The 13,908-nt window shown below is 67.8% G+C and carries 13 protein-coding genes and 1 tRNA gene; 10 read left to right on the top strand and 4 right to left on the bottom strand.

Annotated elements, in window-relative coordinates:
* Nucleotides 1-104: 104 nt before the first annotated feature.
* Nucleotides 105-2,189, top strand: coding sequence for an EAL domain-containing response regulator (locus tag BP05_RS01525; RefSeq protein WP_496359740.1), 2,085 nt, complete (start codon nucleotides 105-107; stop codon nucleotides 2,187-2,189).
* Between the two features lie 67 nt (nucleotides 2,190-2,256).
* Here the strand turns inward: BP05_RS01525 and htpX are convergent, their stop codons facing one another.
* Nucleotides 2,257-3,138, bottom strand: a complete 882-nt coding sequence (gene htpX, locus BP05_RS01520) for a protease HtpX (RefSeq protein ID WP_496359738.1) — start codon at nucleotides 3,136-3,138, stop codon at nucleotides 2,257-2,259.
* A 117-nt stretch (nucleotides 3,139-3,255) separates the two neighbouring features.
* Here htpX and gluQRS point away from each other — a divergent pair, with 117 nt between their 5' ends.
* From gluQRS to phaR, 3 genes are all read left to right on the top strand, one after another.
* Nucleotides 3,256-4,161 (top strand): tRNA glutamyl-Q(34) synthetase GluQRS, encoded by a 906-nt coding sequence (gluQRS, locus tag BP05_RS01515; RefSeq protein ID WP_496360602.1) that lies wholly within the window; start codon nucleotides 3,256-3,258, stop codon nucleotides 4,159-4,161.
* 39 nt (nucleotides 4,162-4,200) lie between these two features.
* The gene (phbB, locus tag BP05_RS01510) at nucleotides 4,201-4,941 is read left to right on the top strand and encodes an acetoacetyl-CoA reductase (protein ID WP_496359736.1); all 741 of its coding nucleotides are present in this window, start codon (nucleotides 4,201-4,203) and stop codon (nucleotides 4,939-4,941) included.
* A 153-nt stretch (nucleotides 4,942-5,094) separates the two neighbouring features.
* Nucleotides 5,095-5,580 carry a polyhydroxyalkanoate synthesis repressor PhaR gene (phaR, locus tag BP05_RS01505; RefSeq protein WP_496359735.1) on the top strand — a complete coding sequence of 162 codons (486 nt, stop codon included), beginning with the start codon at nucleotides 5,095-5,097 and terminating at the stop codon, nucleotides 5,578-5,580.
* A 63-nt stretch (nucleotides 5,581-5,643) separates the two neighbouring features.
* Here the strand turns inward: phaR and BP05_RS01500 are convergent, their stop codons facing one another.
* Entirely contained in the window at nucleotides 5,644-6,573 is a 930-nt protein-coding gene (locus tag BP05_RS01500; RefSeq protein WP_496359733.1) for a M48 family metallopeptidase, read from the bottom strand.
* A gap of 54 nt (nucleotides 6,574-6,627) precedes the next feature.
* A complete protein-coding gene (locus BP05_RS01495) occupies nucleotides 6,628-8,445 on the bottom strand; it encodes an SUMF1/EgtB/PvdO family nonheme iron enzyme (protein ID WP_496360600.1) in 1,818 nt (605 codons plus the stop codon).
* A gap of 249 nt (nucleotides 8,446-8,694) precedes the next feature.
* Here BP05_RS01495 and rnd point away from each other — a divergent pair, with 249 nt between their 5' ends.
* The 4 genes from rnd to BP05_RS01475 all read left to right on the top strand — a co-directional run bounded on the left by rnd (nucleotide 8,695) and on the right by BP05_RS01475 (nucleotide 11,677).
* Entirely contained in the window at nucleotides 8,695-9,795 is a 1,101-nt protein-coding gene (gene rnd / locus BP05_RS01490; protein ID WP_496359731.1) for a ribonuclease D, read from the top strand.
* Nucleotides 9,796-9,834: 39 nt separating this feature from the next.
* Nucleotides 9,835-9,910 (top strand) — tRNA-Ala (locus tag BP05_RS01485).
* A 178-nt stretch (nucleotides 9,911-10,088) separates the two neighbouring features.
* Nucleotides 10,089-11,078, top strand: coding sequence for a cyanophycinase (locus BP05_RS01480; protein WP_496359729.1), 990 nt, complete (start codon nucleotides 10,089-10,091; stop codon nucleotides 11,076-11,078).
* A gap of 155 nt (nucleotides 11,079-11,233) precedes the next feature.
* Complete coding sequence (locus BP05_RS01475) at nucleotides 11,234-11,677, top strand: FHA domain-containing protein (RefSeq protein ID WP_496359727.1); 444 nt, start codon at nucleotides 11,234-11,236, stop codon at nucleotides 11,675-11,677.
* 26 nt (nucleotides 11,678-11,703) lie between these two features.
* Here BP05_RS01475 and BP05_RS01470 read toward each other — a convergent pair whose 3' ends face one another.
* Entirely contained in the window at nucleotides 11,704-13,113 is a 1,410-nt protein-coding gene (locus BP05_RS01470; RefSeq protein ID WP_496359725.1) for an aminotransferase-like domain-containing protein, read from the bottom strand.
* A 177-nt stretch (nucleotides 13,114-13,290) separates the two neighbouring features.
* On the opposite strand from BP05_RS01470, the gene BP05_RS01465 reads away from it, so the two are divergent.
* Nucleotides 13,291-13,650 carry a hypothetical protein gene (locus tag BP05_RS01465; RefSeq protein ID WP_496359723.1) on the top strand — a complete coding sequence of 120 codons (360 nt, stop codon included), beginning with the start codon at nucleotides 13,291-13,293 and terminating at the stop codon, nucleotides 13,648-13,650.
* Nucleotides 13,647-13,853 (top strand): twin transmembrane helix small protein, encoded by a 207-nt coding sequence (locus BP05_RS01460; protein WP_496359721.1) that lies wholly within the window; start codon nucleotides 13,647-13,649, stop codon nucleotides 13,851-13,853. Before BP05_RS01465 ends, BP05_RS01460 begins: the two co-directional genes overlap by 4 nt.
* Nucleotides 13,854-13,908 lie beyond the last annotated feature (55 nt).

The raw sequence follows: 13,908 nt of genomic DNA, 5'->3' as shown, positions 1-13,908 counted from the left end.
ACGGCCCCGGACATGGACGCCAACCGCGGCTTCATGTCATAAACCGCGACTACGGTGACTCTGGGCAGAAGGCGGGGGAACCGACGCGTACGGAGGGATGGGGAATGCAATTCGGCAAAGACACGGCACTGCGGCTGCTGATCGTCGACGACAGCGTCGAAGCGGCCGAGGCCATTGTCAGCGGTCTGCGTAATGCCGGCATTGCGGTGCGACCCTCGCGCCCTGAAAACGAGGGCGAGTTCCAGTCCCTGATCGAGTCCCAGCCGCAGGACGTGGTGCTGGCGGCGCAGGACGCCACAAGCGTTCCCCTCGCCAAGGTGATGGAAAAGGTCGACGCCAGCGGCAAGGACCTGCCGGTCCTGGTGCTGGTGAACGCCATCGACGAAGGCGAACTGCTGAAACTGATGGCCAAGGGAGCGCGGGGCGTGGCGCTGCGCGAGCACATGGACCACGTCCAGAAGGTGGTGCGCTCCGAATGGGTGGACCTGGAGGCACGCCGTTCGTTTCGCCGCCTCGAAGCGCAGATGCGCGAGATCGAGCGCCGCTGCGACGCCCTGATCGATTCTTCCCGCGACCCCATCGCCTACATCCATGAGGGCATGCACATCCGTGCGAATACCGCCTACCTGGAGATGTTCGGGTTCGAGTCCTTCGAGGACATCGAGGGCATGTCGCTGCTGGACCTGGTCGCCCCCAAGAAGGTCGATGAATTCAAGAAGCTGTTGAAGCAGCTGTCCAAGGGCGAGGCGCCCCCGCCCCGCTACGAAACCGAGGCCGTCACCATGGACGGCGACCACTTCCCGGCGGTCATGGAGTTCACTCCGGCCACGTACGAGGGCGAAAGCTGCCTGCAGGTGGTACTGCGCAAGCAGGAGGAAGTTTTCGACCCGAAGGCGGCCGAGGAACTGGAACGCCTGCGCCAGATCGACCAGGTTACCGGCCTGCTCAATCGCCAGACCTTCCTGCGCGCCCTGGAGGATGCGGTCGGCGAAACGGCGGCCAAGGCCACCGCGCAGGGCCTGCTGCTGATCGAACCGGACCACTACACACGCCTGCTGCAGGACATCGGCCTGGACGCGGCAGACGACCTGGCCGCGGCAATCGGCGAGCGCCTGCGTTCGGCCGTGGGCACGGACGATGTCATCGCCCGATTCGGCGAACACCAGTTCGCCGTACTCACCCGCAACAGCGACTACGCCCAGACCCTGAAGCTGGCAGAGACGCTGCGTACCGCGTTCGCCGATACCGTACTCGAGGCGCGCAGCCACTCACTCAACGTGACGCTGAGCATCGGTGGCGTGCAGATCGGTGAGAAGATCGCAAACGTACCCGCCATCCTGGGCAAGGCCGCCCAGGGCCTGCAGTCGACCATCGGCGTTGGCGGCAACCGAACCGAACTCCATGACCCCAGCGCGACCGACCGCGCCGAACTGGAGCGCGTGGCGGCCTGGGTCGCACGCATCCGCGAGGCGATTGCCGGCGACCAGTTCGTCATCCACTTCCAGCCGCTGGTGCCGCTGCATGGCGCGCCCGACGAAATGTACGAGACCCTGCTGCGCCTCCGTGGCGATGACGGCGGGCTGGTGCAGCCCCTCACCTTCCTGCCGATCGCCGAAGAACATGGCCTGCTGGGCGACATCGACCGCTGGGTCGTGGCCCGGGCGATCCGCCTGATCGCGGACCGCCAGCGTGCCAACCGCCGCACCCGCCTGCTGGTGAAGATCACCCAGGCATCGCTGCAGGACGACAGTCTCGTCCAGCACATCGGTGATCAGCTCGCCTTGCACGGCGTCGATGGCCGGCTGCTGGTGTTGCAGATCCCCGAGTCCAAGGTCTTCACCAACCTGCGCGCCGCCCAGCAGTTCCAGGCGGGCGTGGCGCAGTTCGGCGTGCGCGTGGGCCTGGAACAGTTCGGCATCGGCCTGAATCCGTTCCAGTTGCTGACCCATTTCGACGCCAGCTTCATCAAGATCGACCGGTCCTTCATGAAGGACCTGAGCTCCAGCCCGGAACACCAGCAACGCGTGCGCGAATTCGCCACCAAGGCGCAGGAGCTGGGCAAGCAGACCATCGCCGAACACGTGCAGGACGCCGGCAGCATGAGCACGTTGTTCAGCGCCGGCATCGACTACGCCCAGGGCCACTTCCTCGCCCCGGCCGGACCGGAAATGGATTACGAGTTCGGCTGACCGGCCCGCCCGGAAACAGGAAAGCCCGCCTCACGGCGGGCTTTACACATGGGAGGAACCGAACCGGTCAGGCCGTGCGCTGCAGGGCGGCGATGCGCTCTTCCAGCGGCGGATGGCTCATCATCAGCCGACGCAGGCCGTGGCCGACCGCGCCGCTGATGCCGAAGGCCTGGATCTGGCCCGGCAGCGTGCTGTGGCCGTAGGTCTGCGACAGGCGACGCAGCGCGGCGATCATCTTCTCGCGCCCGGCCAGATTGGCACCGCCGGCATCCGCGCGGAATTCGCGGTAACGCGAGAACCCCATGGCGATCATGCTCGCGAACAGGCCGAACACCACATCCAGCACCATGACGGTCACGAAGTAGCCGATGCCGCCGCCGCTTCCCTCGCGGTTGCCGCTCAGGAAGCCGTCGATCACGCGTCCGACCACGCGCGACAACACGATCACGAAGGTGTTCAGCACGCCCTGGATCAAGGCCATCGTCACCATGTCGCCATTCGCCACGTGGCTGACCTCGTGGCCAAGCACGGCCTCGGCCTCGTCGCGGCTCATCGCACGCAGCAGCCCCGTGGACACGGCTACCAACGCGTTGTTGCGGTTTGCGCCGGTGGCGAAGGCGTTGATCTCCGGCGCGTCGTAGATAGCCACTTCCGGCTTGCCGATGCCGGCCCGCTCGGCCTGGCGGTGGACGGTGGAAACCAGCCACTGCTCCAGCTCGTTGCGAGGCTGCTCGATGACGTGGGCGCCGGTGCTGCGCTTGGCGATCCATTTGGACATCAGCAGCGAAATGATCGAGCCGCCGAAACCGAAGATCGCCGCCATCACCAGCAGGCCACCCTGGTTGCCGAGGCGTATACCGAAGACATTCTGCAACACCGACAGGACGATGCCGAGCAGGACCAGCACGGCCAGGTTGGTGGCGAGGAACAGGGCGACGCGCTTGAACATGGGAAAGGAACCTCTCGCGCGATGGCGCGGATCAGTGGTTTAGGGGCGAAGATGTGGCAGGCTCGGCCGGAATTCAAGCTGAAAGCTTTACGCAACGTGTCGTATCAGCCCGAGACCATGACCCAGCCTTATCGCGGGCGTTTTGCCCCCTCGCCCACGGGTGACCTCCACTTCGGTTCGCTGCTGGCGGCCTTCGGCAGCTGGCTGCTGGCGCGGCACGCGGGCGGACGCTGGCTGGTTCGCATCGAAGATGTCGACCCGCCGCGCGAAGTCCCGGGCGCCACGCAGCGGCAGCTCGATGCATTGGCCGCCTTCGGGCTCCTGTCCGACGAGCCCATCGTTCGCCAGAGCCAGCGCCACGAACTCTATGCGGCGGCGCTTGGCCGCCTGCTGCGCGACGGCCGCGCGTTCGAATGCCATTGCAGCCGTGGCGACGTGGTGGCCAGCGGCGGGGTGCATCGCGGTTGCATCGCCCGGCGCAAGCGACCCGACCCGGCCATCCGCCTGCGAGTGCCCGACGGCACGGTCGTCACGTTCGAGGACGCCCTGCAGGGTCCCCAGCAGCAGGACGTTTCGCGCGAGGTCGGCGACTTCGTTCTGCGGCGCACGGAAGGATTCTGGGCTTACCAGCTCGCGGTGGTGGTGGACGATGCCGCCCAGGCCATCAGCGATGTGGTGCGCGGAGCCGACCTGCTCGACTCCACGCCACGCCAGATCGTGCTGCAGCAAGCGCTGGGCCTGCCTACGCCGCGTTATGCGCACCTGCCGCTGGTGGTGGACGCGAGCGGCCGCAAGCTGTCCAAGTCCGACGCAGCGGTGCCCGTGGACCCGAGGACGCCGGATGCGGCGTTGCGGGCAGCCTGGCGTGCACTTGGCCAGGACGCCTCAAGGCTGGACGCGACGGCTGACATCGATGCGCTGCTCGAGCGCGCGCGCAAGGGGTTCGACCCGGATCGCATTCCGCGTGCCGGTCGCATCGCGCTCGCCGCAGCGCACAACACAGGTTTCATAATTGCTCCATAGAATGCCTGCGGCTTCCTTCGCAGCTTCATGGAGAAACACATGCAATCACGCGTCGCACTCGTGACTGGCGGTACCGGCGGCATCGGCACCTCGATCGTCAAGCGCCTGGCCAGCATGGGCCACCGGGTCGCCACCAACTACCGCAACGAGGAGAAGGCGAAGGCCTGGCAGGCGCAGATGCGTGCGGAAGGCGTGGAAGTCGCGCTCGCCCAGGGCGACGTGTCCTCGCCCGAGGAAGCCGAAGCAATGGTCCGCGAAGTGGAGCGGCTGATCGGCCCGGTCGAAATCCTGGTCAACAACGCCGGCATCACCCGCGATACCACGTTCCATCGCATGACCGCGCAACAGTGGAACGAGGTGATCTGCACCAACCTCAACTCGTGCTTCAACGTCACCCGGCCGGTGATCGAGGGCATGCGCGACCGCAAGTGGGGGCGCGTGATCCAGATCAGCTCGATCAACGGCCAGAAGGGCCAGTACGGGCAGGCCAACTACGCCGCGGCGAAGGCCGGCATGCACGGGTTCACGATTTCGCTGGCGCAGGAAAACGCGAGGTTCGGCATTACCGTCAACACGGTGTGCCCCGGCTACATCGCCACCGACATGGTCATGGCCGTGCCGGAAGACGTACGCAACAAGATCATCACGCAGATCCCTACCGGACGGCTCGGTACGCCGGAAGAGATCGCGTACGCCGTCGCGTTCTTCGTCCCCGACGAAGCCGGATGGATCACCGGCGCCAACCTGTCCGCGAACGGCGGACAGTACATGGGCTGGTAGGCCACGGCCCGGCGGCTTGCTGCGCACCATTCGGGCGCCTTCCGCCAAAATCAGCCATCCCGGCCGTGACCGACGGCACATGCCCGGGGCGAGTTGCAAGCCAACCGCCCCTGGGCCATGCTGCGCAGCATCACGCGTTAGAGCCGGTGCTCGATGAGTTCGATCCGCATCATCAAGAAGTATCCCAACCGTCGTCTCTACGACACCGAGATCTCCAGCTACATCACGATCGAGGATGTGCGCCAGCTCATCGTCGACGGGGAGGATTTCGAAGTCCGCGACGCGAAGTCCGGCGAAGACCTCACCCGCCAGGTGCTGCTGCAGATCATCGCCGAGCACGAATCCGACGGCGAACCGGTGCTTTCCACGCAGCTGCTCAGCCAGATCATCCGGTTCTACGGCGATTCGCTGCAGGGCTTCATGGGCAACTACCTGGAGCGGTCGATGCAGTTGTTCCTCGACCAGCAGCAGCAGTTCCGCACCCAGATCGGCGGCCTGCTCGGGCAGACGCCCTGGACGATGATGAACCAGCTCACCGAGCGCAACCTGCAGATGTGGAAGGAATTCCAGCAGAACATGGCCGGCAGCATCGGCACGACCACGAACCCGCCCAAGCCCAAGGCCGAAACCAAGCGCTGAGTGCGGCGTCGCAAAAAAGCCGGGAGATCCCGGCTTTTTTTGTGGACGCGGTAAGGCGCCTGGTCACTTCAGCGGCGGCTGTCCGGCACAGTACTTCGCGTAGAACGCCTGCGCCGTCGGCATCAGCGATTGCAGGGTCTGGATGCGGTTGGCCGGATCCGGGTGGGTGGATGCGAATTCCGGCGGCCGCTCCCCGCCTCCCAGTTGCGACATGCGCTCCCACAGCGGAATCGCCTCGCGCGGGTCGTAGCACGCGGCCGCGGCCAGCATCAGGCCGACCTTGTCCGCCTGCGTCTCGTGGTTGCGGCCATAGGGCAGGATGAATCCGTACTGCGCACCCGCGCCCAGCGCCGCCATTACCGCCTGCTGCTGCTGCGGGTCCATGCCGCCGATCGCCATGCCCGCCGCGACCTGCCCGATCTGGACCAGCTTCTGCTGCGCCATGCGCTGCGAACCATGGCGCAGCAATGCGTGGGCGATTTCATGGCCCATGACCACGGCCATCGCATTCTCGTTCTCAGCCAAGGGAAGCAGTCCGGTGTAGACCGCCATCTTGCCGCCGGGCAGACAGAACGCATTGGCCTCTTCCGACTGGATCACGCTCACATCCCATTGGAAGTTCTGGTAACCCGTCGGCGCCTCCTGATGGTTCATCGCCGCCAGGTCGCTGGTCACCTGCGGCACGCGGCTGACCAGCCGTCGCGCAATCTCCCGGATCTGCTGGCTGACCTGCGAGTCCGCCGGCAGCAGGGCGCCCTGCGCGGAGGCGTCGCTCTGCACCTGCTGGTACGCCTGCGCGCCCAGTTGGACCTCCTCTTCCGGGCTGGCGCCGTAGTGCGCGGTCTCGCCGGTATACGGGTCGGTTTCGGCGCTGCCGAACCACGACCACGCCGCATAGCCGGCGAACAGGATCAGGATCCACCAACGGATTCCGCCGAATCCGAAGCCGCGACGTGGTGCTGCCTGCTGGTTGCCCATCGGATCAACTCTCATCGTGGTCTCCGTCTCGCCGCGTTGTGGGCCGGGACGCGCCGGGCTTGCGCCCGTTCAGATGTCCCGCACTACGCGGAACCCTACCCGGGCGCTTGTGTTGTTGATGTCGGTGCCCTGCCGCCAGGCCGCGCGGGTGTGCGCTGGCGAACTCGCCCACGAACCGCCGCGGATCACCTGGTTGCGGCAGCCGGGGTTGACCCAGGGCCGCCCGTCCCGAGGGGCTCGCCGGAAACTGCCATGCCAGCAGTCGTCAACCCATTCGCTGACGTTGCCGGCCATGTCGTGGACGCCCCAACGGTTCGCCTGGTAGCTGCCGACGGGCATGGGCCCCCAGGCGCCATCGCCGTACCCCGTGAAGGCGTTGCTCCAGCGGCGTCCGCTCGGCGACACGTCGGTTGCCCCGGTGAAATTGCCGGCCTTCCGGGGCGGCGCACCCGCGCCCCAGGGGTAGCGGGCCTGGCTGCCGGCACGCAGCACGTACTCGAACTCCGCTTCGCTCGGGAGGCGATAGCGCTGCCCCGTCTGCGCCGACAGCCACTGCGCGTAGCGCGCGGCATCGCCCGCGCTGACGTGCAGTACCGGCATGTTGTCTGCCGCCGGCTTGCCGACGTAATCGGCCTGCCAGTCGACATTGCCGGCGCGCACGAAGTTGCCGCTGCGCTCGTCGTAGATGGTCGAATAACCGCGCCGGGTGGAACGGGCGCGATGGCGGGTGGCGTTCACGAAGCGCCTGAACTCACCCACGGTGATTTCGGTACGCGAGATCGCGATGCCGCGATCGAAACGGATGTTGTGGGCCGGACGCTCTTCGTCGCTTGAGTCGGCTTCCTCCTCGGGCGCCCCCATGCGGAAAGCGCCGTGCGGCACCACGACCATCCGCGGACCTCGACCACCGTCCGACAACGCGTCCGTGAAGACCTGGCCGGGCCGGAACAGGCCGTAATGCGCCGCCATCTCGATCCGGGTGCGCAGTTCCGCCACCGCGGGATCCGCGGGCATGGCAATGCGCAGCAACTGCGCCAAGCGCTGGCGGGCGCGGCGCAGGCCCGCCGGCGTCGGTTCACCGAGTTCGGCGATGCCGGCATCGCGCAGGGCGTTCACGCGCAGGGCGCGTTGCATCGCGACGCGTTCGCGCGCGTCGGCGACGGTGGTGAAGCCGGGACGGATCTTCGCGGCTTCGTCGAGCCAATGCGCGGCGGTCGCGTAGTCATCGCCGGTGGCGGATGCCTCGGCACGGCGGATCAAGGCGCTTTCGGCGGCCGCCAAGCCCTGTTGCGCGCGGCTATCGCCCGGCCGCTCCTTCAGTGCCTCCCGGAAATAGGCGATCGCGCCGGTCGCTTCGCCTTTTTCGCCGACGCGGTCCCCGTTGAGCGCCAACTCGCCCAGACGGTTGGCCTGTGCCGCCTCGTCGGCGCGGTCCAGGCGATCGAGGAACGCCTCCACGCGCGCGTCCGCCGGCGCCACCACCCGGGCCACCGCGGCGACCTCATGGGCATGGCGCAGTTCCTGCGGATCGTCGTCGATGCCGGCAAGCGCGTCGCGTCCCTGGTCGACCAGTGCGAGCACCGCTTGCGCCAGGGCACGGATGATTCGCGCGTCGTTCGGCGCATGCTTCTGCAGGGCGAGATAAAGCGGAATCGCGGCGTCGGCCTCGTCATCCCCGCCGTACAGATGGCCCGCCTTCAACGCCGCGTCCGCACGCCGGCGCAACGCAACGGCGTTGTCCTTGGTCACTTCGATCGGCGGCGCACGCCATGCCGGCACCGGAGAGACCGACTGATCGGCGCCGATGGTGACCAGTGGGGTCCGCACCGTCGCCTTGTCCGCTTCGGCCTGTCGGCGTCCGCAGGCGCCCAGGCCCGCCAGCGCCATGGCGAAGAGGCACGCGCCAGCTAACGACAGCAGGGTTCGCCAGCGCGGACTGGAAGCAGTCGGATTCAAGGCAGGCAACCTCAAGGCAGGCGACTCCAAGCCACGCGACTCCCTGGCATCGGCGCGTTTCCGCGACCGGTTCATGCGATCGAAGCAGTCAACCGTCAACGGCATGTGGCCATGCCCGTTGCAGGGCACGAAAGTAGGCTATTGTCGCCCGCCGCGGCAACCTGCCCTATCCTGCGCTTCATGCACGTCTGGATTTCCGACCCCGCCGCACTGCAGGCGCACTTCGCTCATTCGCCCGCCCGGATCGGGATCGACACCGAGTTCATCCGCGAACGCACTTACTGGCCGCAGCTGGCCTTGGTGCAGATCGCGCTCGACGATGCACGCGGGGAGCCGACCGTGCTCCTGATCGATCCGCTGGTGCACGGCATGACCGCGGCGCTGGCACCGATCCTGGCCAACGAGGCCATCCTCAAGGTGATGCACAGTCCGAGCGAGGACCTGGTCGCCTTCCGCCATGCGTGCAATGCCGTGCCCAAGCCGCTGTTCGACACGCAGCAGGCAGCTGCCCTGGCCGGCATCGGCGCCGGCGTCGGTTACCAGCGCCTGGTCGAGCAGCTCACCGGCATCACCTTGGCCAAGGGCGAAACGCGCTCCGACTGGCTGCGCCGTCCGCTGTCGCCCGCGCAGCTGGAGTACGCCGCGGACGACGTGCGCCACCTCGCGGCGATGCACGACATACTCGAGGGCATGCTCACGCAGTTGGGACGGCGCGAATGGCTGGTCGAAGACGCCGTGCGCACCGTCGCCAATGCCGAAAGCGAAGCACCAGAGCGCTGGCCGCACCTGTCGCTGCGCAGTGCGCAGTTCCTCGACATCGACTCGCAACGCCGGCTCGTGCGCCTGTTGCGCTGGCGCGATGCGTATGCACGCGACAACGACCGCCCGCGCGGCTGGATCCTGGACAACGACCTGGCCGTGGCCATCGCGCGCACGCCGCCCGCCAATCGCGACCTGCTGCAGGCCCAGTTGGACGCGCATCCAAAGGCGCCGCGCAAGCTCGGCGATGCGATCTGGCAGGCGCTGGCGACGCCATTGCCCGACGAAGTCGATGCGCCCGATGCCAGCGTCGGCGAAACCCGCGACAAGCAGCGCCTGAAGAAGCTGCAGGATGCCGTGAGCAAGCGCAGCGCCGAACTCGGGTTGCCCGACGGCGTGCTCGCGTCGCGCCGCTGGCTGCAGGCGCTGCTCGACGATGGCCGCTGGCCCAATGCCCTCGACGGCTGGCGCCGGCAGGCCCTGGAACCGGCCCTCGCGCCGCTGCTGGCGGCACAGGACTAGCGCCGCTCCCGTCCGGCCGGTAGACTTTGCGGCCTTCGTGGGGCGGTAGCTCAGCTGGGAGAGCGTCGCGTTCGCAATGCGAAGGTCGGGAGTTCGATCCTCCTCCGCTCCACCAATCCGATCCAGCAAGAACCCCGCCTCGTGCGGGGTTTTTCTTTTTCCGCCCCAGCGCTTCGCCGACTGCCCACCGCGGGCGCCGCGGCTGAGCCCCCGCGCGGCGTGCGGTATAACGGCCCGGCAGTCGCTCGAATCCGCGTTGGACGCTCCCGCCCACACTTGCGCCGAGGATGCCCATGACCCGCCTGCTCGCGTTCCTGTTGCTGCTGCTGGCGACGCCAGCAGTGCTGGCCGCCAAGAAGCCCGCCTACAGTTACTTCCGTATCGGCAATTCCACCGATGTCGCGGCGGCACCCACGCCGGGCATCGTGCTGATGGGCGGCAGCACCGACGTCGACGCGGCGTTCCAATGGATGTGCCAGCGCTCTGGCGGCGGCGATTTCCTGGTCATCCGCGCTACCGGCACGGACGCCTACAACCCGTACATCCGCGACCTGTGCCCGGGCCTCAACTCGGTTGCCACGCTGATCATCCCCGACACCGCCGCGGCCACCAATCCGTCGGTCGCCGCGATCCTGGCGAAGGCCGAAGCGATCTGGATCGCCGGCGGCGACCAGTCCAACTACATCAATTTCTGGACCGGGACGCCGGTGCAAGCCACGCTCAACACACTGATCGACAGCGGCGTGCCGGTGGGCGGCACGAGTGCCGGTCTCAACGTCCTGACCCAGTTCGTCTACACGGCGCAGGCGAGCCTGGGCGTCACCTCCAGCCAGGCCTTGGCCGATCCGTTCAACCGCTACGTGACGCTGGGACGCGACTTCGCCAACCTGCCGCTGCTCGCCGGCATCATCGGCGATCCCCATTTCGGGGCCCGCGATCGGATGGGACGCGACATCGCCTTTCTCTGCCGCATCGCGGCCAACGGCTGGAGCGCCGCCCCCCGCGGCATCGCCGTCGACGAACAGACAGCGCTCCTGGTTCCCTCCCAGGGCATCGCCACGGTTGTCGGCAGCGGCAGTGTCTACTTCCTGCGGGCTCCCGGCCTGCCCGAATCGTGCCGCAGCAGGCAGCCGCTGACCTATCGCAACATCGCGGTGGACCGCATCCGCGCGGGCGACGCATTCGATCTTCCGGCCTGGCAACGCTCGGGCGGCAGCGGGTACATGGTTTCGGCCGAAGCTGGCGTCCTGACGTCCACCCAGGCGGGCGGATCGCCCTATTGAGCTCGGGCCGCAGTGACGTGCGCCACAAGGCAATTGCGTGCGGGCGTCGCACTTTGTGCAAGCCATGCCCCTTGGCGACGATGGCCGCGCCGTTGGCGAATCAATCGGCGCAACGGCCGTGATAGCTTCGCCCGACGCAAACGCACCCGTCTCCGATGAACCAGTTTCCGTCTGATCCCGAATACGTATTGCGCGGCGTCGCAGGCCAGGCATTCGGACGCAGTTTTCCGCTGTTGGCCCCGACCACGGTGGGCCGCGCACCGGAGTGCGACATCTGCCTCAACGGCACGGGCATCTCGCGCATGCACGCGCGGTTGCGCCCGCTCGATTACGGCGTCGAGGTCGAAGACCTCAAGTCCACCAACGGCAGCTTCCTCAACGGACAGCGCGTCACCGTGGGCATCGCCCGGATCGGCGACGAAGTCGCCTTCGACGACCTGCGCTTCCGCGTGGAGCCGCGTCGCGGCCGCCAGTCGACCGGCGACGACCAGCCGCGCCAACGCGAGCAGCCCCGGCGCGGCCGCGGCCTGTGGCTCGGGTTCGGCGCCGCCGTGGTGATCGCTGCGCTGGCTTATGCCGTGAGCCGCTGGCTCGCCTAGCAGCAGCGGCAGTGCGGATCGGAACGCTATCCGCCGGCCAGCGTTCCCAATCGTTGCAGGCCGGCGGTGATCCGCGCATCGAGCGGATGTCCGCAGTTGAGCCGCAGGCAGTTGCCGAACCCGCGCCTGGCCGAAAACATCGGGCCCGGCGCGATGCTGATGCCCTCGCGTGACGCGCGCTGCTGCAGCCGCAGCGCGTCCGCATTCTCCGGCAACTCCAGCCACAGGAAATATCCGCCCGACGGCCGCGTGACGCGCGTGCCCTTTGGGAACGCCTGCGCCAGCGCTTCGATGTAGCGCGTCTGCTGCTCGGCCAGCGTCCGGCGCAGGCGCCGGAGGTGGCGGTCGAACCCGCCGCGTTCGAGATAGCGCGCCAGCGCGATCTGCGTGGGCACGTTGGTGTTGAGCGTGGAGGTGAGCTTGCGCCTTGCGATGTCCTGCGCGCGGCGCCCGGCCGCGACCCAGCCGATGCGGTAGCCGGGGGCGAGGCTCTTGGAGAACGAGGAGCAATGCATCACCAGGCCGTCGCGGTCGAAGGCCTTGGCCGGCAAGGCACGCCGGGGGCCGTAGTGCAGCTCGGCATAGACGTCGTCCTCGACCAGCGGGATGTCGTGGCGGGCAAGCAACGCCACCAGTTCGCGCTTGCGCTCCTCCGGCATGGTGCTGCCGAGCGGATTCTGGAAGGTCGGCATCAGCCAGCAGGCGCGCGGCGCGTGGCGCGAAATCGCGGATTCCAGGGCATCGAGGTCGATGCCGTCGCGCGGGTGGGTGGGCACTTCTATCGCGCGCAGGCCGTTGCGCTCGAGGGACTGCAGGCAGGCGTAGAAGCAGGGCGACTCGACCACGACCGCATCGCCGGGGCTGGTGACGGCGGCGATGCTCAGGTTCAGGGCTTCAAGCGCGCCGTTGGTGACGACGATCTCGTCGGCGCCCACGTCCATGCCATCGATGACGTAACGCAGGGCGATCTGCCGCCGCAGTGCGGCGTTGCCGGGCGTGAGGTCGTCCACCGTGCTCCATGGATCCAGGTGCAGCGCGGCCGTCGCGACCGCTCGCCCGATGCGGTCGAGCGGGAACAGGGTCGGGCTCATGAAGGCCGAGCCCAACGGGACCACGTCGCGATGCATCGCCGACTGCAGGATCTCGAACACCAGTTCGCTGACATCCACCTCGCGCGACTCGCCGTCCGGACGGGAGGGCGTTTCCGGCTCGGGCGGCAATGCGGCCGCGGCGCGGGTGACGTAGTAGCCCGAACGCGCGCGCGATTCGACCAGGCCCTGCGCTTCGAGGCGGTAGTAGGCCTGGAAGACGGTCGCCGGGCTGAGCTTGCGGGCGACGCTGGCCTGGCGCACCGAGGGCAGCCGCTCACCGGGCTTGAGCAGCCCGCTGCGGATGGAGCGGGCAATGTCTTCGGCGAGGGCTTCGTAGCGCTTCATCGGTGGGTCCGTGGGCAGGCCTTCCTGCCGATTGGCTGCGGGCACTCCAGCCCCGCAAGCGGCACACGAGGCGGGCTACCGGGCAATCTGCTCCGGTTTTTTTGTCCAAATGTGATTCTAGGACGACTGATACGGTCAGCCTAGGATGACGGCCACCCCCGCCCCCTGCCTGCCCGCATGAACCCGCTGGTCGAGCTCAACCTGGCCCTGATCCTGTTCCTGCCCTGGTTCACGATCCTGGCCGTGCTGTTCTGGAAATTCCCGCGCCATCCGCGCGGACCCATGCGCCTGCTGTTCGATGCGACGAGCCTGCTGCTCGCGGTCGTCGCGGCGGCGATCGGGATGTACTGGAGCATGGCCACCGCCGACCGCACGTTCGGCCACATGTGGCAACAGGTGCTGGCGACGTCGGTCTCGTATGGGCTGTTCCTGCTCGTGGTCGGAGTGGCGCTGCTGGTGCGCTGGCGCTGGCTGCCGCGCGCCACGCCCTCGCCCGACGCCATCGCATCTTCCGACTCCGAGGTACCGCAGCCATGAAAACGCTCGTAATCGTCGCCTTCCTCGGGCTGATCCTCTACAACCTGGGCGCCGGCCTGTACTACATGCTCGTCGACATGGGCACGACCAAGCGCACGGTGAATGCGCTGACCAAGCGCATCGCGCTGTCGGTGGCGCTCATCCTGCTGGTAGCCGTGGGAATCGCGACGGGATACATCGAGCCGCATGGGGTCGGACGCTAGGCCTCGTTCCGAGGGCCTGGATCGCCTGCCGCGCGGACCAGCCCGCCTTCATTTG

Source organism: Lysobacter oryzae DSM 21044 (genome assembly GCF_059568595.1).
This window is presented reverse-complemented; position numbering and strand designations above follow the sequence as displayed.

Bases quoted from the DNA above. Each gene is read 5' to 3' on its own strand.
- BP05_RS01525 (WP_496359740.1), top strand. From the start codon at position 105: ATGCAATTCGGCAAAGACACGGCACTGCGGCTGCTGATCGTCGACGAC.
- htpX (WP_496359738.1), bottom strand. From the start codon at position 3,138: ATGTTCAAGCGCGTCGCCCTGTTCCTCGCCACCAACCTGGCCGTGCTG.
- gluQRS (WP_496360602.1), top strand. From the start codon at position 3,256: ATGACCCAGCCTTATCGCGGGCGTTTTGCCCCCTCGCCCACGGGTGAC.
- phbB (WP_496359736.1), top strand. From the start codon at position 4,201: ATGCAATCACGCGTCGCACTCGTGACTGGCGGTACCGGCGGCATCGGC.
- phaR (WP_496359735.1), top strand. From the start codon at position 5,095: ATGAGTTCGATCCGCATCATCAAGAAGTATCCCAACCGTCGTCTCTAC.
- BP05_RS01500 (WP_496359733.1), bottom strand. From the start codon at position 6,573: ATGAGAGTTGATCCGATGGGCAACCAGCAGGCAGCACCACGTCGCGGC.
- BP05_RS01495 (WP_496360600.1), bottom strand. From the start codon at position 8,445: ATGGCGCTGGCGGGCCTGGGCGCCTGCGGACGCCGACAGGCCGAAGCG.
- rnd (WP_496359731.1), top strand. From the start codon at position 8,695: ATGCACGTCTGGATTTCCGACCCCGCCGCACTGCAGGCGCACTTCGCT.
- BP05_RS01480 (WP_496359729.1), top strand. From the start codon at position 10,089: ATGACCCGCCTGCTCGCGTTCCTGTTGCTGCTGCTGGCGACGCCAGCA.
- BP05_RS01475 (WP_496359727.1), top strand. From the start codon at position 11,234: ATGAACCAGTTTCCGTCTGATCCCGAATACGTATTGCGCGGCGTCGCA.
- BP05_RS01470 (WP_496359725.1), bottom strand. From the start codon at position 13,113: ATGAAGCGCTACGAAGCCCTCGCCGAAGACATTGCCCGCTCCATCCGC.
- BP05_RS01465 (WP_496359723.1), top strand. From the start codon at position 13,291: ATGAACCCGCTGGTCGAGCTCAACCTGGCCCTGATCCTGTTCCTGCCC.
- BP05_RS01460 (WP_496359721.1), top strand. From the start codon at position 13,647: ATGAAAACGCTCGTAATCGTCGCCTTCCTCGGGCTGATCCTCTACAAC.